26 protein-coding genes and 1 pseudogene are annotated in these 23,933 nt (G+C 67.0%); 18 read left to right on the top strand and 9 right to left on the bottom strand.

The window, feature by feature from the left end; genetic code table 11:
• Positions 1-34 precede the first annotated feature (34 nt).
• Complete coding sequence (locus ACYVKL_RS30540; protein WP_379173231.1) at positions 35-703, bottom strand: TetR/AcrR family transcriptional regulator; 669 nt, start codon at positions 701-703, stop codon at positions 35-37.
• A 172-nt stretch (positions 704-875) separates the two neighbouring features.
• Between ACYVKL_RS30540 and ACYVKL_RS30535 the strand changes: the two genes are divergently transcribed.
• Genes ACYVKL_RS30535 through ACYVKL_RS30505 form a run of 7 tightly spaced genes read left to right on the top strand, consistent with a single transcriptional unit; the run spans position 876 to position 10,275 of the window.
• On the top strand, positions 876-2,525 hold the full coding sequence (locus tag ACYVKL_RS30535; RefSeq protein ID WP_379173228.1) for an acyl-CoA carboxylase subunit beta: 1,650 nt from the start codon (positions 876-878) through the stop codon (positions 2,523-2,525).
• A gap of 1 nt (position 2,526) precedes the next feature.
• Positions 2,527-3,339 carry an enoyl-CoA hydratase/isomerase family protein gene (locus tag ACYVKL_RS30530; RefSeq protein ID WP_379173226.1) on the top strand — a complete coding sequence of 271 codons (813 nt, stop codon included), beginning with the start codon at positions 2,527-2,529 and terminating at the stop codon, positions 3,337-3,339.
• Positions 3,336-5,276, top strand: coding sequence for an acetyl/propionyl/methylcrotonyl-CoA carboxylase subunit alpha (locus tag ACYVKL_RS30525; protein WP_379173224.1), 1,941 nt, complete (start codon positions 3,336-3,338; stop codon positions 5,274-5,276). The genes ACYVKL_RS30530 and ACYVKL_RS30525 overlap by 4 nt, the downstream gene beginning before the upstream one ends.
• Entirely contained in the window at positions 5,273-6,421 is a 1,149-nt protein-coding gene (locus ACYVKL_RS30520) for an acyl-CoA dehydrogenase family protein (RefSeq protein ID WP_379173222.1), read from the top strand. Before ACYVKL_RS30525 ends, ACYVKL_RS30520 begins: the two co-directional genes overlap by 4 nt.
• Positions 6,418-8,283 (top strand): acyclic terpene utilization AtuA family protein, encoded by a 1,866-nt coding sequence (locus ACYVKL_RS30515; RefSeq protein ID WP_379173220.1) that lies wholly within the window; start codon positions 6,418-6,420, stop codon positions 8,281-8,283. The genes ACYVKL_RS30520 and ACYVKL_RS30515 overlap by 4 nt, the downstream gene beginning before the upstream one ends.
• Positions 8,284-8,290: 7 nt before the next feature.
• Entirely contained in the window at positions 8,291-9,436 is a 1,146-nt protein-coding gene (locus tag ACYVKL_RS30510; RefSeq protein ID WP_379173218.1) for an acyl-CoA dehydrogenase family protein, read from the top strand.
• Entirely contained in the window at positions 9,433-10,275 is an 843-nt protein-coding gene (locus tag ACYVKL_RS30505; protein WP_379173216.1) for an SDR family oxidoreductase, read from the top strand. Before ACYVKL_RS30510 ends, ACYVKL_RS30505 begins: the two co-directional genes overlap by 4 nt.
• Positions 10,276-10,302: 27 nt before the next feature.
• On the opposite strand, the gene ACYVKL_RS30500 is transcribed toward ACYVKL_RS30505, so the two are convergent.
• The 3 genes from ACYVKL_RS30500 to ACYVKL_RS30490 all read right to left on the bottom strand — a co-directional run bounded on the left by ACYVKL_RS30500 (position 10,303) and on the right by ACYVKL_RS30490 (position 11,795).
• The gene (locus tag ACYVKL_RS30500; RefSeq protein WP_460773522.1) at positions 10,303-10,461 is read right to left on the bottom strand and encodes a hypothetical protein; all 159 of its coding nucleotides are present in this window, start codon (positions 10,459-10,461) and stop codon (positions 10,303-10,305) included.
• A gap of 264 nt (positions 10,462-10,725) precedes the next feature.
• Positions 10,726-11,499 carry a hypothetical protein gene (locus ACYVKL_RS30495; protein WP_379173213.1) on the bottom strand — a complete coding sequence of 258 codons (774 nt, stop codon included), beginning with the start codon at positions 11,497-11,499 and terminating at the stop codon, positions 10,726-10,728.
• On the bottom strand, positions 11,496-11,795 hold the full coding sequence (locus tag ACYVKL_RS30490) for a PadR family transcriptional regulator (RefSeq protein WP_379173211.1): 300 nt from the start codon (positions 11,793-11,795) through the stop codon (positions 11,496-11,498). The genes ACYVKL_RS30495 and ACYVKL_RS30490 overlap by 4 nt, the downstream gene beginning before the upstream one ends.
• A gap of 125 nt (positions 11,796-11,920) precedes the next feature.
• Between ACYVKL_RS30490 and ACYVKL_RS30485 the strand changes: the two genes are divergently transcribed.
• Together ACYVKL_RS30485 and ACYVKL_RS30480 are read left to right on the top strand one after the other, a co-directional pair.
• The gene (locus ACYVKL_RS30485; RefSeq protein WP_379173209.1) at positions 11,921-12,922 is read left to right on the top strand and encodes a hypothetical protein; all 1,002 of its coding nucleotides are present in this window, start codon (positions 11,921-11,923) and stop codon (positions 12,920-12,922) included.
• Between the two features lie 606 nt (positions 12,923-13,528).
• Entirely contained in the window at positions 13,529-13,750 is a 222-nt protein-coding gene (locus tag ACYVKL_RS30480) for a hypothetical protein (protein ID WP_379173185.1), read from the top strand.
• Between the two features lie 257 nt (positions 13,751-14,007).
• Here ACYVKL_RS30480 and ACYVKL_RS30475 read toward each other — a convergent pair whose 3' ends face one another.
• On the bottom strand, positions 14,008-15,246 hold the full coding sequence (locus tag ACYVKL_RS30475) for a COG4705 family protein (RefSeq protein ID WP_379173207.1): 1,239 nt from the start codon (positions 15,244-15,246) through the stop codon (positions 14,008-14,010).
• A gap of 651 nt (positions 15,247-15,897) precedes the next feature.
• On the opposite strand from ACYVKL_RS30475, the gene ACYVKL_RS30470 reads away from it, so the two are divergent.
• From ACYVKL_RS30470 to ACYVKL_RS30445, 6 genes and pseudogenes are all read left to right on the top strand, one after another.
• Positions 15,898-16,512: an MspA family porin gene (locus ACYVKL_RS30470; protein ID WP_379173432.1), complete on the top strand. Its 615-nt coding sequence runs from the start codon at positions 15,898-15,900 to the stop codon at positions 16,510-16,512.
• 168 nt (positions 16,513-16,680) lie between these two features.
• Positions 16,681-16,901: pseudogene (locus ACYVKL_RS30465) on the top strand (IS1380 family transposase); the annotation flags it as partial.
• Positions 16,902-17,250: 349 nt separating this feature from the next.
• On the top strand, positions 17,251-17,430 hold the full coding sequence (locus tag ACYVKL_RS30460; RefSeq protein ID WP_379173205.1) for a hypothetical protein: 180 nt from the start codon (positions 17,251-17,253) through the stop codon (positions 17,428-17,430).
• Positions 17,431-17,520: 90 nt separating this feature from the next.
• On the top strand, positions 17,521-18,081 hold the full coding sequence (locus ACYVKL_RS30455; RefSeq protein WP_379173203.1) for an SMI1/KNR4 family protein: 561 nt from the start codon (positions 17,521-17,523) through the stop codon (positions 18,079-18,081).
• A gap of 252 nt (positions 18,082-18,333) precedes the next feature.
• On the top strand, positions 18,334-18,792 hold the full coding sequence (locus tag ACYVKL_RS30450; RefSeq protein ID WP_379173201.1) for a hypothetical protein: 459 nt from the start codon (positions 18,334-18,336) through the stop codon (positions 18,790-18,792).
• Between the two features lie 348 nt (positions 18,793-19,140).
• Positions 19,141-19,767, top strand: a complete 627-nt coding sequence (locus tag ACYVKL_RS30445) for a site-specific integrase (protein WP_379173200.1) — start codon at positions 19,141-19,143, stop codon at positions 19,765-19,767.
• Positions 19,768-19,829: 62 nt separating this feature from the next.
• Here ACYVKL_RS30445 and ACYVKL_RS30440 read toward each other — a convergent pair whose 3' ends face one another.
• The 3 genes from ACYVKL_RS30440 to ACYVKL_RS30430 form a co-directional block, all read right to left on the bottom strand.
• The gene (locus ACYVKL_RS30440) at positions 19,830-20,054 is read right to left on the bottom strand and encodes a hypothetical protein (protein WP_379173198.1); all 225 of its coding nucleotides are present in this window, start codon (positions 20,052-20,054) and stop codon (positions 19,830-19,832) included.
• Between the two features lie 147 nt (positions 20,055-20,201).
• The gene (locus ACYVKL_RS30435; protein ID WP_379173196.1) at positions 20,202-20,597 is read right to left on the bottom strand and encodes a hypothetical protein; all 396 of its coding nucleotides are present in this window, start codon (positions 20,595-20,597) and stop codon (positions 20,202-20,204) included.
• A 6-nt stretch (positions 20,598-20,603) separates the two neighbouring features.
• Positions 20,604-21,011 carry a hypothetical protein gene (locus tag ACYVKL_RS30430; RefSeq protein WP_379173194.1) on the bottom strand — a complete coding sequence of 136 codons (408 nt, stop codon included), beginning with the start codon at positions 21,009-21,011 and terminating at the stop codon, positions 20,604-20,606.
• An 8-nt stretch (positions 21,012-21,019) separates the two neighbouring features.
• Between ACYVKL_RS30430 and ACYVKL_RS30425 the strand changes: the two genes are divergently transcribed.
• Entirely contained in the window at positions 21,020-21,238 is a 219-nt protein-coding gene (locus ACYVKL_RS30425; protein ID WP_379173192.1) for a hypothetical protein, read from the top strand.
• Positions 21,239-21,389: 151 nt separating this feature from the next.
• Here the strand turns inward: ACYVKL_RS30425 and ACYVKL_RS30420 are convergent, their stop codons facing one another.
• On the bottom strand, positions 21,390-22,682 hold the full coding sequence (locus tag ACYVKL_RS30420; protein WP_460773514.1) for a pentapeptide repeat-containing protein: 1,293 nt from the start codon (positions 22,680-22,682) through the stop codon (positions 21,390-21,392).
• A 285-nt stretch (positions 22,683-22,967) separates the two neighbouring features.
• On the opposite strand from ACYVKL_RS30420, the gene ACYVKL_RS30415 reads away from it, so the two are divergent.
• Entirely contained in the window at positions 22,968-23,189 is a 222-nt protein-coding gene (locus ACYVKL_RS30415; RefSeq protein WP_379173185.1) for a hypothetical protein, read from the top strand.
• A 294-nt stretch (positions 23,190-23,483) separates the two neighbouring features.
• Positions 23,484-23,825: a hypothetical protein gene (locus ACYVKL_RS30410; protein WP_379173182.1), complete on the top strand. Its 342-nt coding sequence runs from the start codon at positions 23,484-23,486 to the stop codon at positions 23,823-23,825.
• Positions 23,826-23,933: the final 108 nt, after the last annotated feature.

The raw sequence follows: 23,933 nt of genomic DNA, 5'->3' as shown, positions 1-23,933 counted from the left end.
GCTGAAGCGGACGCGAACCGGACCGTGCACCCGATCAAGACCGCCGGTCGAGGATCCGGTCGAGTTTCTCCTCGATCCTGGCCAGGCGGTCATCCGGGGCGGGGACATCCGGACGGACCAGCAGATCGACAGTCTGCTGAGCCACTGTCCGGACCCGGATCTCCTTACCGGCCACCACTTCCCCGCGAGCGGTGTGCTCGAGCGTGCCGAAGAGGATGTCCCGCACCAACGGGGTGGGCGTGTCGGCAGCAAGGCTGCCCACCTCCTTGAGCTGGTCGATCAACTGAGTGAAGAGCCGGGTGTAGCGCCGATTGAGCGTCGTCATGGTCCGCGCGAGTTCGGAGTCCGGCTCGACCTGGGAGCGTTGGACGAAGACCGAGATGAGGTCCCAATCAGATTCGATGCGGGCCGCCCAGCCATCGACCAGGCGGCGCAGCCGGGTGATGGGGTCGCCGGCGACGGCGAGCGTATCCTCGGCCTCGGCCTGCAGCAGATCGTAGAAGTCTTTGGTGACCGCGGTGAGCAGGCCCATCTTGTTGCGATAGTGCAGGAACACGGTGCCCTCCACCACGCCCGCCCGGCGTGCGATCTCGGCGCTGGTGGCGGCGAACCCGAATTCCCGGAAGCATGCGTCGGCCGCCGCGCGGATGGCGTCGCGGGTCCGCTCACCCTTGGTCTGCGCATCCAGCTGAGTCTCACTCATACCGCGAAGTATGCCATGCGGCGATCCGGAGACTCGGCCGAATAGCCGCCGACACCTGAGCATTACTCACAGGACCATCGGACGTGATGACATCGGCCGATCGATCCACCGTTGACGACCTGAGCGTCGCCCACCTACAGTCGAGACATAAAAATGAGTGACACTCAGAAAGGTGGGTGATGCCGTGGCGCTGTTTCGCAGCCGGGTGACCACAACCGGCGACGAGTTCCGCAGTAATCGCGCCAGCATGCTCACGCTGGTCGAGCAGCTGCGCGCCCTCGAGGATCGCGCCCGGGCCGCGTCGGAGACCTCGGCGGGCCGGTTCGCCGCGCGCGGCCAGCTCCTGCCGCGGGAGCGGCTGGCCCGGGTCCTCGATCAGGGCGCACCGTTCCTGGAGCTGCAGAACATGATCGGCTACGCGATGTCGGACAACGGACACGCCGACACCGACCGCGCGACCACGGTGCCGGGCGGCAGCCAGCTGGCGGGCATCGGCTTCGTCGCGGGCGTGCGCTGCGTCGTCCTGGTCACCGACTCCGGCATCAACGCCGGCGCGTACACCGCCGCCGGCATCTCGAAGGTCATGCGCTGCCAGGAGATTTCGATGGCGAACCGGCTGCCGTTCGTGCATCTGGTCGAGAGCGCGGGCGCCAGCATTCCGACCTACCGGGTCGAGGGCTGGATCCGCGGCGGCGAGATGTTCGCGAATCTGACCCGGCTGTCCAGCGCGGGCATCCCGGTGATCACGGTGTTGCACGGCTCCTCGACCGCAGGCGGTGCATACATGCCCGGGCTATCGGATGTCGTGGTGGGCGTGCAGGGCAGGGGCAGAGCGTTTCTCGCCGGTCCGCCACTGTTGAAGGCCGCCACCGGTGAGATCGCCACGGACGAGGACCTGGGTGGCGCTCGCATGCATGCCGAGGTCTCGGGGCTGGTCGAGTATCTGGCCGAGGACGACAACGACGCGATCCGGCTGGTGCGCGAGGCGGTCGCACGCACCGGCTGGGCCGCGCGGACCTCGCGGTGCGGCCCGGCGGTTTTCGCCGCGCCCGCCTACGATCCCGATGAGCTAGCCGGGGTCGTGCCGCTGGACTACCGCCGCCCCTACGATGTCCGCGAGGTCGTCGCACGGCTCGCGGACGGCTCCGACCTGACCGACTTCAAGGGCCGCTACGGCGCCGCGACGGTGTGTATCGAGGCCGAGATCCATGGCCGCCCGGTCGCATTCATCGGCAACAACGGGCCGATCGACAATGACGGCGCGACCAAGGCGGCGCATTTCATCCAGCATTGCAGCCAGGTGGGCACGCCGATCACCTACCTGCAGAACACCACCGGCTTCATGGTCGGCACTGCCCACGAGCGCGGCGGCATGATCAAGCACGGCTCGAAAATGATCCAGGCCGTGGCGAATGCGACCGTCCCGCAGTTCACCTTCATGATCGGCGCGAGCTTCGGCGCCGGGAACTACGGCATGTGCGGCCGCGGCTACGACCCCCGGTTCCTGTTCGGCTGGCCGAATGCCACCATCGGGTTGATGGGTCCCGAGCAGGCCGGCACGACCATGCGCATCGTGGCCGAGGCCGCCGCGCAACGCCGCGGGCTCACGGTCTCCGAGAAGACCTTCGCCGCGCGGGAGCGGGAGGTGAGCGACCTGATCGAATCCCAGTCCGACGCGTTCTACGCCTCCGGCCGCGGCATCGACGACGGCGTGATCGACCCCCGCGACACCCGTCGCGTCCTGGCCTTCCTCTTGGCCACCACCGACGAGGCCGCACAGCACACCACCCGGCCGGTCACCTTCGGCGTAGCGAGGATGTGAGATGACAACCGCACTTCCCGATCTCGAGGACATCACGCTCGACGACCGCGGCGACGTCCTGTACGTCACGTTGAATCGTCCGGAGCAGCGCAATCCGCTCACCGCGGCCGCACTCGACGGCCTCAGCCGCATCGCCGACTACGTACCCCGCTCCGGCGCGCGTGCGGTGGTGCTGCGCGGCGCGGGCGGCGTTTTCTGCGCCGGTGGCGACTTGAAGTCGTTCCGTGACACCTTCCAGGGCGATGCCCCCGATCCCGGGCAGATCGCCGCGGTCAACCGCGGCTACGGCACCGCGCTCGCGGCGTGGGATCGGCTGCCGGTCGCGGTGATCGCCGCGGTCGAGGGGGCTGCCATGGCGGGCGGCATGGGGCTGGTGTCCATCGCCGACATCGTCATCGCCACGGCCCGGACCCGATTCGCCCTCACCGAGACCAAGCTCGGGCTCACCCCGGCACAGATCTCGCCGTTCGTCATCGCGCGCATCGGCGCGCACCATGCACGGCGGCTCATGCTGACCTCCGCGGTGATCGATGCGCAGGAGGCGCACCGGCTGACGTTGGTCGACGAAATCGTCGCCGACAGTGCGGAATTGGATGAAGCCGTCGGTCGCGCGGTGCGGCAGGTGCTGCGCTGCGCGCCGGGCGCGAACGCTCTCACCAAGGAACTCGCGCACGCGGCGTTCGACCTGCCGCGCGAAGCGCTCCTCGACCTCGCGGCGGCCCGGTTCGCCGCGACCATGCTCGGCGCCGAGGCGCGCGAGGGCGTGGCGGCATTCCTGGCCAAGCGGGATCCGTCCTGGGCGGTGCCGCAATGAGATTCGATACGGTACTGGTCGCCAACCGCGGTGAGATCGCGGTCCGTGTCATCCGCACCGCGCGGGCCCAGGGCTATCGCACCGTCGCGGTATATTCCGACGCCGACGCGGGTGCGCCGCATGTGCAGGCCGCCGATATTGCGGTCCGCATCGGCCCGAGTCCGGCCCGGGAGTCCTACCTCGACGCCGACCGGCTGCTCGACGCGGCCAAAACCACCGGGGCACAGGCTGTTCACCCGGGATACGGCTTCCTCTCCGAGCGCGCCGAATTCGCGCAGGCGTGCGCCGACGCGGGCATCGTGTTCATCGGCCCACGCCCGGACGCGATTCGCGCCATGGGTGACAAGGCCGCGTCGAAGCGGCTGATGGCCGCGGCCGGCGTGCCGATGCTGCCCGGATATCAGGGCGAGGACCAGTCCGAGGAGACGCTGGTCGCCGAGGGCGCGCGGATCGGCTGCCCGCTCATGGTGAAGGCTTCGGCGGGCGGCGGCGGCAAGGGCATGCGGCTGGTCACCGATCTTGTGGATCTCCCCGCCGCGATCGCCGCGGCACGCCGGGAAGCGTTGTCCGCCTTCGGATCGGATGTCCTGTTGCTGGAGCGGGCGCTGCTGCGGCCCCGGCATGTGGAGATCCAGGTGCTCGGCGACGAGCACGGCAACGTCATCGCCTTGGGCGAACGGGATTGCTCGGTGCAGCGTCGCCATCAGAAGGTGGTGGAGGAATCACCCAGTCCCGCAGTGGATCCCGAACTGCGGAAACGCATGTACGCGGCCGCGGTCACGGCGGCCCGCAGCATCGATTACGTCGGCGCGGGCACGGTGGAGTTCCTGCTCGGCACCGACGGCGAGTTCTCGTTCCTGGAGATGAACACCCGCCTGCAGGTCGAGCATCCGGTAACCGAACTGGTGACCGGGCTCGACCTGGTCGACTGGCAACTGCGGGTGGCGCAGGGCGAACGGCTCACCATCGGTCAGGACGAGGTTCGCGCGACCGGGCACGCCATCGAGGTGCGCCTCTACGCCGAGGACCCGGCCAACGAATATCTGCCCGCCACCGGGGAGATCGTCGCATGGCGGCCACCCACCGGCGCCGGAGTGCGGGTCGACTCCGGCATCGCCACCGGCAGCGTGGTCGGCAGCCACTACGACCCGATGCTGGCCAAGATCATCGCCCACGGCTCCGATCGCGACGAAGCTGTCCGGAGGCTGATCGCCGCGCTCGAGCAGACCGTCGTACTGGGCCCGACGACGAATCGGAGTTTCCTCGCCGCCGTCCTGCGGCATCCCGAATTCGCCGCCGGCGGGGCCACAACCGCTTTCCTCGACGAGGTCGATCTCACCGCGGCCCAGTCCGTTTCGTCTCGTCACCTCGCGATCGCGGCGGCCTGGCTACAGCGCGAACGGGAACGCGCCGCCGAGGAACGCTCCCCGGGGCTGTCCGGGTGGAGCAATGCTGCGGTCCGGTCGTCGGTCATCAGGTTCGGCGACAACCAGATTCGGCTCGAGCGCACCGAGGACGGCTTGCAGGTCATGGTCGACGGCCACTCCCACCATGCTCGGCTGGGCGATCCGCTCGTCCTGGACGGTGTCGCCGTCGGCGTCGGCGGGCGGCAGCCGGAACCGGGCCATGTGCTGCTCGCACTGCCGGATCGGGATCTCGATCTGCGCGACACCCTGCTCACCCCACCGGATGCCGGGCAGTCGGGTGGCAGCGGAGTGTTGGCCGCGCCCATGCACGGCACGGTGACGGCCGTCTTCGCGGCGGTCGGCGACGAAGTCGCCGCCGGGTCGGCGCTACTGGTCCTGGAGGCCATGAAGATGGAACGTCCCGTCACCGCGGACATCTCAGGCGTGATCGCCGAGATCACCGATGCCGGACAGCAGGTCGCCGCGGACGAGGTGCTGGTGCGCATCATCGCGAAGGAGGAGGAACAGTGAGCGATCCGTTCGAAACCGAAGAGCGACAGGCGTTGCGGGAATCCGGGCGCGGATTCGCCGCGCGCGAGATCGCCCCCCACCTCGACGACTGGGAGCGAGACGGCCTGGTGCCGCGCGAGCTTGCGAAGAAGGCGGCCGCCGCCGGGCTGCTCGGCGTCGGTTACCCGGAGGACGTAGGCGGCGAAGGCGGTTCGCTGGTCGACAGCCTGGTACTGGCCGAGGGCATGGTGGCGGGCGGGGCGTCCAGCGGTGTGCTGGCCTCGCTGTTCACCCACTCGGTGGCGGTGCCGCACATGCTCAGGCTCGGGACTCCGGATCAGATCGAACGATTCGTGAAGCCCGCGCTGCGCGGTGAGAAGATCGGCTCGCTCGGTGTCACGGAGGCCGATATCGGGTCCGATCTGGCCGCCACCCGAACCACCGCCCGCCGCGACGGCTCGGACTTCGTAGTCAACGGCAGCAAGATGTTCATCACCTCCGGCACTCGCGCGGATTTCGTGACCACCCTGGTCCGCACCGGTGCAACCGGTCCGGGCGGATTGTCGATTCTCGTCATCGAGTCCGGCACACCGGGATTCACGGTCTCACGCAAGCTCGACAAACTGGGCTGGCGTTGTTCGGATACCGCCGAACTCGCCTTCCAGGACTGCCGAGTGCCGGTCGAGAACCTCGTCGGGCCGGAGAACGGCGGATTCGTGCTGCTCATGCACCAGTTGATGTCGGAGCGCCTGTCGCTGGCCATCCAGGCGTGCGGGGTGGCTCAGCGCTGTCTGGATCTGACGGTGGCGCACACGAAGTCGCGGATCACGTTCGAGCGGCCGCTGATCAGCCGGCAGGTGGTTCAGCACAAGCTGGTCGAGATGCGCCAGCGCATCGAACTGGCCCGCACCTACGCCCGCGCGATCGCGGCCCGCTACGACGCCGGCGAGCAGCTCGTCGCCGAGACCTGCCTGGCCAAGATCGCCGCGGCCGATGCCTGCTCGTATGTCGTCGACCAGGCCTCCCAACTACACGGAAGCATGGGGTTCATGCGCGAAACGGAAGTCGAACGTCACTATCGGGATGCGCGGATCTTCCGCATCGGGGGCGGTGCCAGCGAGCCGCTCGCCGACTGGGCCGCGAAGATGTTCGGGTACACCGCATGAGCGAGCGCAGCGAGCGAACAACCGGCGTAGCCGCTGGGAAGGTCGTCACCATCGGCGGCGCGGCGGGCATGTGGGGCGACTCTTACCTCGCCACACCGCAGTTGCTGGCCGACGGGCGGTGCGACTATCTCATCTACGAGGGGCTCGCCGAGATCACTATGGCGGTGCTGACAAAGGCGCGGATGAAGGATCCCGATCAGGGGTATGCCCGCGACATCATCGCGATCATAGCCGCGAACCTGGCCGAATTCCGGTCCCGGGGTATCCGGGTGATCACCAATGCCGGCGGCATCAATCCGGAAGCCGCCGCCGCTGTGCTGTACGCGGCGGCCGCCCGGGCCGGCGTCGATGTCTCGATCGCGACGGTCACCGGCGATGACCTGATGCCCGCCCTGGATACCCTCCGCTCGTCCAAGCTTCTCGAAATGAGTAGGGGCACAGCAGTCCCGGATAATCCGGTCAGTTTCAACGCCTATCTGGGCGCGCGGCCCATCGCCGCCGCGCTGGACGCGGGCGCGGATATCGTCATCACCGGACGCTGCGCCGACAGTGCACTGGTCCTCGGCCCACTCATCCACGAATTCGACTGGGCTGTCGATGATTTCGACCGGCTTTCGCAGGGCAGCCTGGCCGGTCATCTGCTCGAATGCGGCCCGCAGTCCACGGGCGGTCTGCTGACCGACTGGCAGTCCACGACCAGCTGGGCCACCAGCGGCTACCCGATCGCCGAGGTGACCGCCGACGGCGCCTTCACCGTCACCACGCCGGAGGGCACCGACGGACTCGTCGACCGCCGGACCGTCACCGAGCAGCTGGTGTACGAGATCGGCGACCCGACCGCCTACCTGCTGCCCGATGTCGTGTGCGACTGGACGCAGGTGCGGGTCGAGGAGACCGGCCCGAATCGTGTCCGGGTGAGTGGCGCGCGCGGACTGCCCCCGACCCCGACGCTGAAGGCCTGCGCCCAGGTGCCCGACGGGTCGCGCACCCAGATCCTCATCTTCCTCGGCGGCCGCGATGCCGTGCCCAAGGCCCGCCGGGTCGCCACCGACCTGCTCGTCCGGGGCCGGAAGTTGTTGTCCGCGCGCGGTTTCGCGGACTTCCGGGCCGAGCACATCGATATCATCGGGGCCGAGGACACCTACGGCCCGCACGCCGCCCGGCCGACCGCGCGCGAGGTCATGATCCGCGTCGCGGTGCACCATGACGACCCCGCCGCTCTCAGCGCGTTCATTCGCGAGTTCCCCTGTATGGGATTGTCCGGGCCTCCGGGCATGGGTGGTGGTGGCGCGCTGCCGAAGCCGTCGCCGGTGCTGCGCCTCGACAGCTTCCTCGTGCCCCGCGACACTGTGACCGCGTCGGTCCTGGTCGATGGCCGGTCGATCGATCCGCGCGACGTCCCGGCCGGGCTGTGTCGTGCGATCGAGCGGCCGCGGGGGGCCGATGCACCGGAAACCACCCCGAATGACTGGGAAGGCTCCGAATTCGACGGGGAGACCGTCGAAGTCCCGCTGATCGCGATCGCCCACGGGCGCAGCGGCGACAAGGGCGCCGACGTGAACATCGGCATCATCGCCCGTGATCCGGCACTCGAGCCGATCATTCACCGCCAGGTCACCGCCGCCCGCGTGGCGCAGTGGCTGGCGCATTTCGGCGCTGCCCGGGTGGAGCGGTACGCCCTGCCCGGCATCCACGGCGTCAATTTCCTACTGCGCCAAGGGCTCGGCGCGGGCGGAACGCTCTCCCTGCGCGTGGATCCGCAGGGCAAGGCGGCCGCGCAGCAGCTGCTGGATATGCCGGTGCACATTCCCGCGGCGCAGTTTCTCCAATTGGCTTCTGCCGAACTCACTTCGAACGAATAGGTGACCCATGCCTGTCTTCACTCCCGAGCACGACCAGTTCCGCGACTCCGTCCGCCGATTCGTCGAACAGCGGATCAACCCGCACATCGACGAGTGGGAAGCGGCGGGCATCATGCCGCTGCACGAGTTGATCTCCGAGATGGCGAAATTGGGCTTCGTCGGTCTGGACTACGACCCGGTCTACGGGGGCCAGGGCGCCGACCACCTGTTCACACTGGTGCTCGCTGAGGAGCTGGGCCGCGTCGAGAACGGCTCGTTCCCCATGGCATTCGGCGTGCACAACGCGATGGCCACCCCGTCACTGCACAAGTACGGCACCCACGAACTCAAGCAGGCTTATCTGGCGCCGGCCATGCGCGGGGAGATGATCGCGGCCGTCGCCATCACCGAGCCGGACGCCGGTTCCGACGTGGCGGGACTGCGCACCCACGCCCGCCGCGACGGCGACGACTGGATCATCAACGGTTCGAAGATCTTCATCACCAACGCCGTTCAGGCCGACTGGTTGTGTGTGCTGGTCCGCACCTCCGACGAGGGCGGCTACCGCGGCATGAGCCAGATCATCGTGCCGACGATCAGCCCCGGCTTCACGGTGGCCAAGAAACTGGACAAGCTCGGCATGCGCGCTTCCGACACCGGGGTGCTGTCCTTCGACGACGTGCGCGTCCCGGTCGCAAACACCATCGGCTCCGTCGGCCGCGGCTTCCAGCAGCAGATGGAGCAGTTCGTCATGGAGCGCATGTGGGGCTGCTACTCGGTGCCGACCACGATGACGATCGCCCTCGAACGCACTCGCGACTACGCCAAGCAGCGCAAGATATTCGGGCAGCCGCTCAGCTCCCAGCAGTATCTCGCCTACCAGTACGCCGAATTCGCGGCCCGGGTCGACATGCTGCGGGTCTACAACCATGCCATCGCCGAGCAGTTCATGGACGGCGGCAACGTCACCCGCATGGCGACCATCGCCAAACTCGAGGCGGGCCGCCTGTCCCGCCAGGTCGCCGACTGGTGTGTCCAGGTGCACGGAGGCATCGGCTACATCGAGGAAACCTGGACCGCCCGCTTCTTCCGCGACAGCCGGCTGCTGTCCATCGGCGGCGGCGCCGACGAGGTGATGATGCGCGTGCTGTCGAGTATGGACGGCTTCGCGTGACTTCCCGGATCTTCGCTCCAGAGGTCCTGGCCGGTCAGGTCTGTGTCGTGACCGGCGCGGGCACCGGACTGGGCCGCGCCGCAGCGCTCGAACTGGCGCGCTGCGGCGCCACCGTCGTGGTGTGCGGCCGCCGCCCCGAACCGATCATCGACACCGCCGCCGCCATCGCCGCGCTCGGCGGCACAGCCGCCGCATACCCCCTCGATATCCGCGACGAGTACGCCGTGGACGACTTCTTCGACACGGTCGTCGAACGCCACGGCCGCGTCGACACTCTGGTCAACAATGCCGGCGGCCAATTCATGTGCCCCGCGGAACGCATCACCCCCAAGGGTTTCCGCACCGTCCTCGACCTGAACATCATGGGCACCTGGCTGATGACCCACGCCGCGGTCACGAAAGCCATGATCCCCCAGTCCTCCGGCAAGGTCCTCAACGTCACGCTCTCCCCCCACCACGGCTTCCCGGGCCTGGCTCACTCCGCCGCCGCCCGCGCCGCGGTCGAGAACCTGACCCGCACCCTGTCGGTCGAATGGGCCCGCTTCGGAGTCCGCCTGTGCGCCGTGGCCACCGGCCACATGGACACCAGCGCCCTCCGCGGCAAATATCCGCCCGGCGTAGCAGAAGCGGCCCTCACCACCATCCCCCTCGGCCGCTACGGCACCGAATCGGAATTCGCCTGGCTCATCACCTATCTCGCCTCCCCAGCCGGCGACTACCTCTCCGGCACCGTCCTCACCCTCGACGGCGCCCGCGACAACCTCGCCCACCCGTGGCCCCCACCAGGTTTCGCCGAGATCGCCGACATGGTGGAAAAGCGCGGACCCCGTACCTACTGACTCGACCGGGTTTGCGGTGGAGTCAGTTCATGGGGCAAGAACGAACATCCCCAGTATTCCTGCCACGAACAGCACCGCTCCCGGCCAGACGAGCCAAGGCTCCGGGGACCAGACAAAAGCCGTGTCCAGCAGCGCCGCGCCGACGAACGTTGTCAGCGCCGCGGCCCCGAGCAATCGCGCGCTCATCATTCCCCCTGTGCCGGGTTCGACCACCGGCCAGTATCGAGGGTACTGATTGCCAGGATCGGTCTACAACAGCAGTGCTGAACTACAACAAGTCTCGTCCCCGATGGGCGGCGGCTATTGCCGCCGCCCATGCTGGCTATTCGGGGTTCCAGTAGAACTCGCTGAAAATCCAACGATGTTCGACATACGCCCCGGGTCGGTGATTCGCATGCCGGTATGTCCTGTTCTGTTGTGGGAAGGGTGATTTCGGGTGCTCGGGGGCGGTCAGTCGTCGGCGAGGGCCGGGAGCTCGCACAGTGCCGCAGCTCCCGCAAACGCGAACGTCAGCGTGAACGTGCCGCAGACGGCCGCGAACGGATCTACTCCGGCGCCGGAGAACGCGGCGGTCACCATGACCGCACCGGCGGCCACCGCCACGCCAGCCAGGATCACGCAACCCACGCCCGCTCGGCAGCCACCCGGTGCGACGGCGGATTCCGGCCCGAGGTTGGCCAGGGCTCGTGAGCCGGCGCCGACCGCCAGTAGCCAGCCGGCCCACCACAATCCCACGATGGCGGGCCGGATCGGCAGCGGCGGGATTGCGGGCAGCACTCCGCCGTGAACAATTAACACCACGGCCGCGATCAGCACCGCCGGAACGGCGAAGTACCGGATGGACCGTCGCACCACCGCCGCCAGCGCGGCCGGGTTCGGGTGTGGCACCGGTGTCACCAGGGCACATCCCGCCAGCAGGCCCACCGAGCAGACTTGCAGCACGCATCTGAGGGAGGGGTCGGCGTCTTCGGTGATGAGATTCGCGAGGAACCATCCACACCCGGCGACCGCGAGCACCATCGCCGCCGTACGAGCGGACCGTTGCCCGCGATGGCCAGACGGCCAGATCGCCGGCTGCAGCCAGATGGTGACCGCGCTCGCCACCAGATTCGGCCAGGATCGCCACCCTTCGGCCTGCGCCGCCTCGCACAGATCCTCGCCCCACCGGTCACGGTAGGGGCGCGGATACAACATCCGCACGAGAACGCGCGTGCAGGTGATCACGCTGGGCTCACCCCCAGCCGTCGCAGCCCTGTCCTCGACACCTCGGCCATGGCCCGCAGTTCCCGTTCCAGCAACGCGGCGCCCTGAGGAGTCAGGCGCACCGGGCGCTGCCGCCCGACACCGTCCATCGCCTCGATCAGCCTTTTGGCCTCCAGTCGTGCCAAAGCCCCGTACAGACTGCCCGGTCCCAGCCGCTCACCAGCGAATTGCTCGATCGCGGCGTTGATCGCGTAGCCGTGCAACGGACCCTCCGCGAGTGCGCACAGGACCAATATCTGTGCGTCGTTGGCGAGCATCACAACCTCCTCGTTCGACCCTCATCGCAGACTAGTACACGCTGCGTAGTACACGCCGCGTAGTACGCGAAATGTACTATGCGGGTGATGACCAGCCCTGCCTGGTCGAAAGGAGTGGTAGCGATATGGGTGTACAGGTGGAATCGGTCGAGAGCGAGGCCGCCAGGGCGGTGAATGCGGCGCTGACCGGCTCCTTCGTGGCGGGGGTGTGCTTCGTCGCCTTGACCTGGACCACGACGCAGGCCAAGAGTGTGCGTTCGGCGAGCCCGTGGCAAACCGACCCGTACGACGTGGTGGTGTCGTTCACCGAATTCGTGGTTCCGGCGATGTTGTTGCTGATGGCGCTGCGGATGCTGTTGTGGCGTACCGGCCGCCACCGGTCACAGCCGGCCTTCCGAGCGGCACAGCTGGTCCGGGCGGCGACAGCGACCACGGGGCTCGTGGCGGTGACCGTGGCGTCCGACTGGATCGCGGTCGTGGTCGGCGCGAATCATGCGGTCTGGACCAAGCCGACCACACCGGTGCTGATCGGCGCACTCGCGGTCCTCACGGCCGCCACCGCTGCCGGGCTGATGGTCCAGCGAAAAGCGGTACGGCAGCTGCTGCCCGATCGATCGCACGACGGCGACTGGCTCGATGACATCGAACCGCTCGCCACAAGGCTCTGGGGCGGCCGGGCCGTTGTTGGTCCCGTCTGCTACCGGTCGATCACCGCATTCATCCGCCGTCACGACATCGCCGTTCCGGCGGCGGCGGCCATGGCCGCGGGAACAGCGATCGCCGGCCTGCAAGCTCACGGCGAGAAGTGGACCGACCCGACGCTGGTCCTCTTCGCAGTAGTCGTCGCCACCAGCGGATTCTTCGGGATGGCAATGCTCGTCAACCACCTCATCGTCTTCATCACCCCAGCCTCGCCGCTGAACCGGAAAGGTCGCGCTGTCCGCGCCGCCGTGACCGCCGCCGCCCTGGGAATTCCGGCCGCAGTGGCCGTGCGTGCCACGCTTTTCTATCTGCTCGGCGGTGTCATCGGACACACGCCTTCGGGGCTGCTCCTCCTGGTGACCGGCTGCGGGGTCATCGTGGGCACCTTGACATTCGCCGTAGGCATGGCGAGCGCCCGCTCGTAACCACGTCCGGGCCGGTCGATCAGCGCCTTGCGTCCTGACCATCAGCCCGAAGAACAGGAGTAAGCCATGGTGGTCCTCGCGCGCTACGGCAGCATCGACGTCTTCATCGCCCGTCTGCACGCTCTGCTGGACACACCCACCGTCGAGCGTCCCGTCGCGGTGGTGCCCCGCGGCCGGTGGCCGGCACCGGCTCGCCGAGCCCACGCGCAGAAGGCCGATGACTACCGCAGCCCCACCTCGCCCGAGTGGTTGAAACCTGAGGGTCGGGCTACCGAGAGGCAGTCGCAGGCGGGGCAAACCGTATGCGTCACTTGTGGCTTGGAGATCCCACCATCGTTTTCCGAACAGTCCGGCCACCGTAGGAAGCGGCACGGAGTGACATCCCTACGGCACAGTTGGTCAGTTGACCGATCGCCCTATCGTTTTCCGAACAGCCCGACCGTCATCGGAAGGGGCGCGGGTACCTCCACAAATCGCCGCCCAACCCCATGGAATTCGGGGCTCTCGGCGCACTGAATCCGCCAGATGTTTTGAAATGGAAATGATTAACTCTGCGGTGGTGGGTCGAGAGGTTCGGCCCCACGCTCGATCGAAGGGTTCTCCTGCATGCGCACTCTCATTGCGGCAGTCGGCATTGCCACCGCGCTGACCGTCGGAACCGGACAGGCGGTGGCCGCGCCGCTGGCCGTCGCCGACGCTCCAGTCGCCCCGGTCGCGGAGACCGGCTCCTCCAGCGGATCGGTCGGGATCCTCAACGGCGCCCTCGCCCTCCTGCTGTGCATGCTCTCGCCTACCGGTTGCACCGCCAACACACACGGCTGGCCGTAAGGGTGAATTCTGAGATCACTCATCGGCGAATTTCGACACCACCACGGCCGTGCAGACCGTCCAGCGGTATCGGTGAATCTCGACACCACCCGAGCACGGCATCCGCCGCGCTCGACCGTAATGCGGTATGTCGAGTGTTCCGGGCGCTACTCCACGCCAGCCGGGTCCGGCGGCGCGTTCAGGTTCGTCAGAGGACTCTGGCCTGGTGATGCCGTGCACCATCGGCTGACCGAACCAGCGAGCCGGTTGTCGTTGTGTCAGCCGAGTGTGGCCAGCAGGGTGGCCAGGGACCGGGTCTCGGTCGCGGGGTCGGGGTGGGGGGCGCGGACCGCGTGGAGCACCTCGTCGATCTGGCTGTCGAGCAGCTTCCACGCGGACCCGTCGAGGGGCTTCAAGCCCGCCTCGTCGCGATCCCACGCGGTTTCGAGGTCGGTGATCCGGGCCTTGGCCTCGGCCTGCTTGCCGGCCTGCACCAGGGCCTGCGTGTCCTGGGTGATCGTGCGGAACTTCGCGACTTCCACCAGCGGGAAGTGCGCGCTCACCTGGCCCGGGGCGGCGGTGGCCGGTGTGGGCGATCCGTCCTCCTCGTTGGCGGACGCGGCATGTGGCTGCCCGGCTGCCCACACCAACAGCGCGCCTGCGAGAATCGCGACGATCGCGTAGTAGCCGAGCATGATTCGTTCCCGCACGGGATTGCCGGTCGGGGCCGTCGTGCGCGGCCGCTGGTCGGCGTCGATGACATCGGCGCGGGTCCGGGTGAGGAAGACGACGGTCGCGAGGATGGCGGCCAGGAAGATGACGCTGGTGCCGGCGGTGCCGACGCCGAGGCCGTGATCGACGCGCGGGGAGGCGAACCAGTCGCCCAGGTTCGCGCCCAGCGGCCGGGTCAGGATGTAGGCGAGCCAGAACGACAACACGGCGTTCGCGCCCAGCCGCCAGCCGACGGCGATCGCGGCGATGAGCCCGGCCGGCAGCAGCACCGATGTCCCCGGTCCCCATCCGGTGGCGTCCAGCGTCCAATCACCGGCGGCGGTTCCGAGGGCGAAGGTGACCAGGACGGCGAGCCAATAGAACATTTCGCGCCCCACGGTGACGATGCTGTGGATCGACAGCGTCTTCTCGCGAGCGAACCAGACTCCGAACACGACCGCCAGCAGCGCGGCGAACACAGAAGTGCTCAACGCCAGCGGGACGCCGAGATTGTCGGTGAGGATGTCGGTGTACAGGGTGCCGGTGACGCTGAGCACGACCACGGTGAGCCAGTAGACGACCGGCACATACCGGTCCAGCCGCACCTGCCAGGCCAGCACCGCCGCCAGCACCACCGTGAACAGCGCAGCGGTGAGGTTCAGGCCGACGCCGAGGGTGGTGTTGATCCAGTCGGCGAAGCTCTCACCCACCGTGGTGCACAGGATCTTGATGGCCCAGAACCACACCGTGACCTCGGGCACCTTGCTCAGCATGCGCCTGGTCTCGCCCACCCGGGATGTCGTCATATCCGTCACGGCAGACCACCGTAGCGAGCACCCGCTGTGGCGACGCTGAGAACGAGCAGCCCAGAACCGGACCGATCCCGCGGCGGGCGGAATCTGGTGATGGCGTGGGACTGGGTCGCTCCCACCGCGACCGTTCTCGTCGGTCGAGGTCGACGGCGACCGACTTCGGCATGGGCACCGGCCCCGATGCTTGCCCCACGAGACTGCTTGCCCCACGAGACCAGGACCGGCACAGTCCGACCTCACCCTGGCCCGATCTGTCGGGTTCGTGGTCAGGTCGCCGAGCTCCTACCTGCCGTAGTGAGGATGCCTGATGCCCAGCGTGGAGAACCCGCAATCCTGAAGACGGCCCGAACCGCGAAGCCTGTTCTCCGGTCGCCGCGGGTCGGTGTCGATGTCCGTCGGGGCCGACGCGGATGCGCTTTTGGACACGCCTTGCTGTGGCGACGCCTGGCCGGTGCCACCGTTTACGCTTGCCAAGCGGTATCCCGTGTGGGTTTGTTCTTGTGATCGTCGCGGACCGGAAGGCTCAAGGCATGCGACGTTCGTTCACCGTCGCCGTGGCCGCCGCTACGGTCGCGACAAGGCCGGCCATGCTGAGCCAAGGCCAGTGGCGCCGAACTCGGCCGCGCCCAGCCGCCCGGCGGGGATATCTCTGGCGGGGGAGTTCATCTGACGGCGTCGGTTGACAGCGTCGGGGCGAACCCGCCCGGTGATCGGACACCGAATTTCCTCATGACGTTCTCGCATGCCGCGCAGATGTCGGGCGATTACTCTGTCACCGTGGATGGTGGCCAAATCACCTCCGGTCAGGCCGTCGCGGGATTCATCCTGGGCTGCGGGATCAGCGTGGACGGCGGCGTCACCGTCGGGATCGACCCCCATCAAGGGCTGGTCGGCAGTATGTCCCCCTCGATCAGCTCTCCCAGCGCCTCGGTCAGCCCGCCGAGCGTCTCCGGCGTGCCCACCTCGGCCAGCCCGCCCAGCGTGAGCATCGATCTCGACCCCACAATCGGCGGAATACTGGGCTTGTCCGAAGTCCTGGCCGGAGACTTGGGACCCGGCCAGATCACCAAAGCGACGACGGCGACGGCCAGACTGGACGCGCACACGACCTTCCCGTTTCACATCAGGTTCAGCGACACCTCGCTCACCGTCGTCCAATGCGCCTCTCCGGTATCGGCGGTCCCTTTCGTCACCGCCACCGTGACCACCGCCCGAGGGATGACGCAGACCACCGCCTACGGCGACCAGTTCACCTTCTGAAAAGCCCGACGGATCCTGTCACGCCGTGGTTTCCCAGAACCGTTGGTATCACGGTGGTGTCGGTGTTGCCGGAAACACCAGTGACCTGGCGGCATCGAGAAATCACCGTGACCCTCACCGACGACATCTCGAGGCCCTCGACGCTCACCTGAGCACTGCCGATTGGACCCCGCCTACGACGCCGACGGCGAAGTCCGCGACGGAGCCTGGGTCGCCGAAGCCACCGGTCTCACTGACTTGTCGGGCTGGCCGCCCGGCATGCGCCTGGTCATCAGAAAGGAGAGACCGTATCCCGGCGCCCAACTGCGGTTCACCGACCGCGACGGGCTCCGGTTGACCGCGTTCGTCACCAACACCACCGCGGCCAGCTCCCGGATCTGGAGCTACGTCAATATCTTGCGGCATGGGCCATCTTCGAGTGCAGGAGTGCACCTGGCGGCAGGGTGGGGTGGCGACCGGAGGTAGGAAGATAAGCATCCTGTCACTCACTGGCCTCGCGTGTCACGTACCGAGTACCTGTCCGACGCCCAGTGGGCGTTTATCGCCCCTGCTGCCGTCTGTCAGCGAACAGGGTGGACGTCCGTTCCGCAACAACCACTGGGTCGTCGATGGCATCGTCTACCGGTACGGGGTCGGTGTGCCGTGCTGTGCCTGCCGAATTCGGGCCGTGGCAGACGATCTGGAAACGTCACCGCCGCTCAGCGGCCGGTGCGAGCATCGACAGGCAGGATGGTCCCCATGAGCGCACACGCAGGCCTGCTCCTGGCGGTCGCGATCCCCGCCGGCGGCCTGGTCGTGTTCACGCTGGTCTTCTTCCTGCTCGGCCGCAGGATGCGGCGGCTGCGTCGCGAAGGTCGTGTCACGTACCCCGCGAAGACCACGCCCGGCAGCAACGACTTCTCCAGCAACGGCGTGTGAGCCCCCCGAGCGGCCCTGGAATCCGGAAGCTGGCCCGGGGGTGCTACTAGCGCCGGCACCCACGTGCCTTGGGAGTGAAAGGTTAAGCGCATGACGACACCTCGCGCCTATCTCGGCGCTGTTGCGCAGATATACACGGAACTTGATGCTTCTCTGGATTTGCGAGCCCCGCTGGCGGACACGAGTCGTGACGCGATGCTCGCGTCGCTGGGATACGGGGTGGTGGACTGGCTCGTCGATCTGTGGCGAGTCGCCGACGGCGGGCCAGTCTGCAGTCCGGTGTTCACACGGCCAGATTTCTTCACCGGTGCGGACTTCCTGTCCGTGTCGCAGTCCCTTGCGTTGCGCAATCGCCTGCGTGATATTGCGGGGAACTTCGCGGGCTGGCAGGAGTCGGTACCTCGCGATGGTCGGATCCGCGCGGGCTGGTTCCTCGACACGTGGGTGCCATTCGCAGCCTTTGGAGGGAGCACGATCGTCCTGTTCGCCGACTGCGACCCGGGCCCGGGGGGCGAGGTCGGTCAGGTGATCTCCTACGTGCATGACCCCGACCAGATCTCGTTGGTGGCACTCGATGGTGAGGCGTATCTTGACGCATCGCTCAAGTGGTTCCGCGATCAAGCAGAAGTCGTCCCCGAACCTGAAGATTGAGACGCTTCTTCGCCCTAGGGCGTGTCTCCCAACTGGGCAGGGTTCAGGTGGGTTGCTTGAGGCGTGTCGCGGTTTCAGTTGCTCTCCGATGCCCCGGACAGGTGCACCGACCGGGCCCGTCCACGACCGCAGATGGCGACCCCATCGGGACGGGGCGATGCGACGGAGGTCGGGAATGGCCGCGCCGTACCATCGCAGTGAGCGCGAAGCGCCAGGCCGAGATTCCGGCACCGGTGTGAGGGAGGGGCCAGGATGTTCGGTTGGAAGAAGAAGCGCAACGATTCGAAGATGACGCTCGACCAGGTGATGGCGAAGCTCAGGCCTGACCTGAGTCGGGAATCGCTCGGCGTCGGGCCTGACTTCCCGGGCGTCGCCCCGAACCCGCTCATGAGCAGTGATGCACGCAAGCGCAATGCGGAACTGCGTACGGGGGCGCTTGCGCTCGGCGTTCTCGTCGACTGGCGGGAGGTCAACAGCAATCCACGCGTGGTCCTGATGCTCGACGTGGAGACCGCCGATGGCATCTCGTTCCGCGGTATCGCAGACGAAGGCCTCACGATCACCGAGCTCACCCGACTCGCCCCAGGACAGACGTTGCCCGTGCGCTACCGTCCGGCCGTCATGGACCACTACGTCGCCCTTGCCCGGGACGCGGACCCCGCCCACATGCAGCAGCTCTCTGACGAGATCGCGAGCCGCAAACGGACCTGACTCGAAGCCGTTGGCCGGATCCCTAGGGCGTGTCTGGCGAAGGTTGAGCGTTCTGGCTGGCACTCTGGTCCCGTGTCGCGTTTTCAGTTGCTCTCGGATGCCGCGTAGCGGCACAACGCATTGCGGGCAGCTGCAAGCGCCTCGCGAATGCGCTGTTATGGCTCCCCTCTATGTCAAGACGTTGGTGAGGGTGCGGGGTTAGCCTGTTTGTTGGGTCTGGGATGTGGCTTGTCCGAAGGATCGGTGTGCGGGTTGGAACCGGTCGCGCTGGAGTCAAGAGTCGTTCTCGATTGCCCTCCCGGGCCTGCCCATTCGCGGTGTCGTTGATCGGTGAGCATCCGAACGTAGATGACGTTCGAGAGTCGTCGTTTGAGGGCGCGGATTGCTTCCAAACACGGCTACCTCAGTGGAAAAGCCCTTACCGCCCAATCAGTAAGATTGATAACCCGACGACGAGCCGATCTCGCCGGTCTCAGCGAACATCGACTCACCGGACGCTCGCTACGACTCGGCTTCATGGTCCAGTCACGACTCCGAGATGACGACCCGGCAGAAATCATGCAGCAAACTGGTCACCGCGAAAGCTGGGCGTTGGCGCTGTGTACGGAGCTGTACCGCAACCCGTCGGTCCTCCCCAATTCGCCACTGGCCGAACCAATTCGCAGCGACCGGTTCACCACCGAGGCCTTGCTCGCGCTGGCTCCCGGCGACGCTCTCACCGAGATGCGGTCGCTGTATCTACTCGCTCTCACCGAACTGGCCGAATTCCTGCCCGACCCAACGGCGGCGCTGGCACCGGGGCCGACGTTCGCCGCCTCGCAACTCTGCTCGGCTGATGCCGACCTCATCGTGGACGGCGTCCTGATCTCATCGGCCGCCAAGCCAATCACCAACCATCCTGCGCCGCATGCCGAACCGCGAAGACACCCCGGAGCTACGCCATATCCGCCCGAAATTCGGCGAATACTACGGTGACCCCTACCAGGCCTGGGGCTCGTGCACCGCGGGCCCAATCGCGACGTGCGCGAGCAACCCCGTCAGGTCGATGCCCAGATGCTCGGTGACCTCACCAGCGCGTTGTCCAGCGCCGCCCGCGTGGATCCCGGCTGGGGGCGCAGCCGGACAATGGTGTCCTTCCAGCGGATTTCGACGTGGCAGACCTGGTCACCGCGGGCGGACCCGGCGACCGGGCACGGTGCACCGATGACGACGTGGGCCTCGCTACCGCAGCGGCTGACCCGGCCGCTGATGAACATCTGCACTCGGGCACTCCCCCTAGACCGATCTCGTCACCGTTCGATAGTTCGACGCCGCGGGCGGTCGCGGATTGCTCGACCCGGATCATCGACCGAGCAGTCCGGCCACACCGCCGATAGCGGCCATGCGATCCGAGTGCTCGCTGCCGCAGCTCAGCACTGGACACGATCTGTGTGACCGGTGTGGGCCGCGGCGATCGCGGCGCACTGATAGCGCAGGTAGGCGCGCGGGAGCAGGTCGTCGGCGGTGGCGCGCCAGCGCCGACGGATCCGATCGGGGATGGTGGTGAAATCGGCGGTGCGACTGTAGATGTCGGCGTCGAGGAGTCGGCGGCGGATCTGGATGTCGGCCTGGACGAGATCGGCGGCACCGTCGAGGACGGTCAGCAGCGGCAACAGTTGCGGGTAGCGGTCGTACAGCTCATCACCGATGGCGGCCATGGACTGCCACCGATGGATCTGGGCACACAGTACGTGCAGGTCGGCGAGACGGTACATGCCCTCACCACCACCAGTGCCCGGCGGCCTTGCCGCGGGGCGCGCATCCATACCTGCTCATGACACGACCATTTCCACCGTGACGATCCGATTGCTGCTCAGGCCGGGTGGACCGAAGAGATCTGCGGGAGGATCCACCCAGCCGTCGAGCACGATGCGCCGCTCGGAGTCGGTGAAGCGGGCATCGATTCCGGAGTCGTCCACGGTTGACCCCGGCCGGGGTGATCCGACGTGAGAATGCGGCGCGATAACCGCACCCTGATTCCCGCCACGCTCCACGATCAGCTCACCCGCACCGCACCGTATCGAGATCTGGCGCTGGAGCGGCCCGAATACCGCGCTGATGGCACGAATCGAGAGTGTCCAGGCACGGAAGGTCACCGATATCTCGGAATTAGCTAAGTGATCGAGATTGTCGTGCAAAATGCCGATCAGACCCGGCCCAACCGGTCGGTGAACCTTCACGGGGTGAAATGACCGCTCTGATGGGATTGACCGCACACGAACTGCTCGCGCAGATCCTCGCGCGCTACGGCAGCATCGACGCCTTCATCGCCCGCCTGCACGTCCTGCTGGACACACCCACCGTCGAGCGCCCGGCCGCGGTGGCGCCCTCGGCCGGTGGCCGGCACCGCCTCGCAGAGCCCCCGGGCCGGGTGCAGCGGCACTACCGCCGGATTTCTAGCGGATGAGCCCTACCCCCTAAAGGGCCGACAAGACTTGTTGGACACCAATACTTTTCGACACGTTTTCTAGACACATGCCCGATTCGGGCGACCTGGGACTGCGAACCGCACCGCACCGAGGCGTCGCGGGTGTTGTAAGTCGACCGATTCTCAACACTCAAGCTGTAGCGGGACTGGCCGCCCAAACAGTCGGCGGCCAGTCCCGCGGCCACACATTGTCAGGCTTCTGTGTGCTGTCGCCGTCCCAATCGAAGACAGGCGCTGGATCCCACTGCTCGGGTAGCACGAACGACACCTCGCTGGTGTCGGAGAACGTCGCATTCGTGAAGTCCGTGATGCCGGAGAACGTCGCATTCGTGAAGCCCGTGTCGCCGGCAAAGTCGGCCCCCGCGAAGTGGGTGGCACCGGCGAAAGTCGCTCCCATGAAGTTCGCGTCGCCGGCGAAGATCGCCGTCGCGAAGTGGGTATCGCCAGCGAAGTTGGCCCCTGTGAAATAGGTGGCACCGGCGAAGACCGTGACGATGAAGGAGGTGGTGCCGGAGAAAGTCGCCCTCATGAAGCCTTCGGTGCCAGAGAAGATCGCTCCCTCAAACGAGGTGTTGCCGGAGAAGGTCGCTCCCTCAAACGAGGTGTTGCCGGAGAAGGTCGCGCCTGCGAAATCTGTGTCGCCAGAGAAGACCACCTTCGCGAAGTCCGTGTTGCTGGAGAATACTGCTGCTGCAAAGCGCCCGATCCCCATGAACCGGGCACCGCTGAAGTCTGCGGATTCCAAACGAGCGGTGCGGAAGTCGAATGCGTTCTCGCTCCAGCTGTGCGTAGCGTCGGCGCGTAGGTGGTCGGCAATGACCCGGATGATGGTCTGTCTCACCTCCCGGTCGTCCTGCCGATACTCGGCGTGTTCTTCCTGCTCGACCTCGACATCGCGGCTGACCACATCGCGTTGAACCACGGTCTTGGTCACTCGCTTGGTACGTCCAGACCCGCCGTGGGCGGGGTCGTAGGGCAGCCGCAGGTACCCGCACAACACATCAATGCACTGCTGACGATTGGACCCGGTCGACTCGTCGGCCACGCCGGCCATCGCGTACACCCCGGCGATCCGGACCGCGACCGAGGCCGAACCCAGTTGAGCGGCCGCCGCGCCGAACCGTTCGACGAACCGGTTCTGCTCGAGATCACGCTGGCGCCGGTAAGCCACCACCAGCGCGACCGCGCCACCGACACCACCCACGACCGTCAACGCCAGCTTCGTGATGTCGATCGGCGCGGCCAGATTGTCGTTGGTCTTGATCTCCAGCTTCAGTACCGCGTACGCGAGCGCCGCGATGCCGACACCGATCACCAGCGCCCACATGACCGCAGTGAACAACCGAGCCCGGCCTGCCCACCGCCCCACCCACGACATCGAACTCTTCGCCTGCACACTGGCTTTGCGCACCCGCCCGGACATGGACAAGATTCTGCGCGACGATCAACCTTGAGACGACCTGGTTGACGAACGGACTTCCGAACACTGGTACATGGGCAAGCGCGGGCGATCAGATCGGGGTGTCCGCCTTCGTCAGACCATCGTTTTCCGAACAGCTCGACCACCGGCAAGCCGTCGCTCAACCCCATGGAATTCGGGGCCACCGTGTGCGCGGAATCCGTCAGATATTTTGAAATGGAAATGATTAACTCTTCGGCGGTGGGGCCGAGCGGTTCTGCCCCACGCTCGATCGAAGGGTTCTCCCGCATGCGCACTCTCATTGCGGCAGTCGGCATTGCCACCGCGCTGACCGTCGGAACCGGACAGGCGGTGGCCGCGCCGCTGGCCGTCGCCGACGCTCCAGTCGCCCCGGTCGCGGAGACCGGCTCCTCCAGCGGATCGGTCGGGATCCTCAACGGCGCCCTCGCCCTCCTGCTGTGCATGCTCTCGCCTACCGGTTGCACCGCCAACACACACGGCTGGCCGTAAGGGGTTCCAGTAAGAATCCTGTCACCTGGTACATGAAGCGTTGCTGTCCTCTGCCTTGCGCGCTGCGCGGGCCCGAGTCGCAGTCACCGACGATGCCCCGGGTGATCACTGATCGTTGTCCGAACAGATGTCGGCATGGGGTGTACCCCAAACAGACGGTGGCCGATCGTTAGGGTCGAACCCGGCGATTGAACACACCTTTCACCCGGCCCATGCCCCCAGAATTCACGGCACAGTTCTGAAACACGTTCCTTTTAGAATTTGCCGACGTAGAACCATCAAGGAGCCCGGCCGATGAAATCCACCCTGACACATCGAGTCTCGACAATCCTGGCCACCACCCTGGCCACCGCCACCCTCGCCACCGGCACCGCCACCGCGGCACCGCTCACCCTCGATCCCGTGGCGACGCCCACCGATTCGGCCCCGATCGCCGACCTTGTGGTCCCGATCCCGACGGGCTCGGCGGCTCTCGATCTGGCAGAGGCGATCACCACCGCTGGCTCCAGCAAGCTGATGACAGGGTCGGCTGTGATGAGCGGGATCGGTCAGATCCTCTGCAAGATGGAGGGTGGCACCTGGATCCAGGGCGACAACTACTCCTACTGCCATATCGGCGGGTTCAACCCCGGTTAAGTGGCACATGAGGGCCGAAGTGGGATCACCCCGGCGTTCGAAAAACCATCTTGGTCTCAACTGGTCAGTGCATCGTTCGACTCGACAGGGTAGCGCGGCCGCCAAGGT

Source organism: Nocardia tengchongensis (assembly GCF_054781395.1).
This window is presented reverse-complemented; position numbering and strand designations above follow the sequence as displayed.

Excerpts from the sequence above, each read along its gene's own strand:
- ACYVKL_RS30450 (WP_379173201.1), top strand. The coding sequence starts at position 18,334 with ATGTTCGGTTGGAAGAAGAAGCGCAACGATTCGAAGATGACGCTCGAC.
- ACYVKL_RS30410 (WP_379173182.1), top strand. The coding sequence starts at position 23,484 with ATGAAATCCACCCTGACACATCGAGTCTCGACAATCCTGGCCACCACC.
- ACYVKL_RS30475 (WP_379173207.1), bottom strand. The coding sequence starts at position 15,246 with ATGACGACATCCCGGGTGGGCGAGACCAGGCGCATGCTGAGCAAGGTG.
- ACYVKL_RS30415 (WP_379173185.1), top strand. The coding sequence starts at position 22,968 with ATGCGCACTCTCATTGCGGCAGTCGGCATTGCCACCGCGCTGACCGTC.
- ACYVKL_RS30525 (WP_379173224.1), top strand. The coding sequence starts at position 3,336 with ATGAGATTCGATACGGTACTGGTCGCCAACCGCGGTGAGATCGCGGTC.
- ACYVKL_RS30540 (WP_379173231.1), bottom strand. The coding sequence starts at position 703 with ATGAGTGAGACTCAGCTGGATGCGCAGACCAAGGGTGAGCGGACCCGC.
- ACYVKL_RS30500 (WP_460773522.1), bottom strand. The coding sequence starts at position 10,461 with ATGAGCGCGCGATTGCTCGGGGCCGCGGCGCTGACAACGTTCGTCGGC.
- ACYVKL_RS30420 (WP_460773514.1), bottom strand. The coding sequence starts at position 22,682 with ATGTCCGGGCGGGTGCGCAAAGCCAGTGTGCAGGCGAAGAGTTCGATG.
- ACYVKL_RS30530 (WP_379173226.1), top strand. The coding sequence starts at position 2,527 with ATGACAACCGCACTTCCCGATCTCGAGGACATCACGCTCGACGACCGC.
- ACYVKL_RS30480 (WP_379173185.1), top strand. The coding sequence starts at position 13,529 with ATGCGCACTCTCATTGCGGCAGTCGGCATTGCCACCGCGCTGACCGTC.
- ACYVKL_RS30455 (WP_379173203.1), top strand. The coding sequence starts at position 17,521 with ATGACGACACCTCGCGCCTATCTCGGCGCTGTTGCGCAGATATACACG.
- ACYVKL_RS30490 (WP_379173211.1), bottom strand. The coding sequence starts at position 11,795 with ATGCTCGCCAACGACGCACAGATATTGGTCCTGTGCGCACTCGCGGAG.
- ACYVKL_RS30460 (WP_379173205.1), top strand. The coding sequence starts at position 17,251 with ATGAGCGCACACGCAGGCCTGCTCCTGGCGGTCGCGATCCCCGCCGGC.
- ACYVKL_RS30485 (WP_379173209.1), top strand. The coding sequence starts at position 11,921 with ATGGGTGTACAGGTGGAATCGGTCGAGAGCGAGGCCGCCAGGGCGGTG.
- ACYVKL_RS30510 (WP_379173218.1), top strand. The coding sequence starts at position 8,291 with ATGCCTGTCTTCACTCCCGAGCACGACCAGTTCCGCGACTCCGTCCGC.
- ACYVKL_RS30435 (WP_379173196.1), bottom strand. The coding sequence starts at position 20,597 with ATGGATGCGCGCCCCGCGGCAAGGCCGCCGGGCACTGGTGGTGGTGAG.
- ACYVKL_RS30445 (WP_379173200.1), top strand. The coding sequence starts at position 19,141 with ATGACGTTCGAGAGTCGTCGTTTGAGGGCGCGGATTGCTTCCAAACAC.
- ACYVKL_RS30515 (WP_379173220.1), top strand. The coding sequence starts at position 6,418 with ATGAGCGAGCGCAGCGAGCGAACAACCGGCGTAGCCGCTGGGAAGGTC.
- ACYVKL_RS30425 (WP_379173192.1), top strand. The coding sequence starts at position 21,020 with ATGACCGCTCTGATGGGATTGACCGCACACGAACTGCTCGCGCAGATC.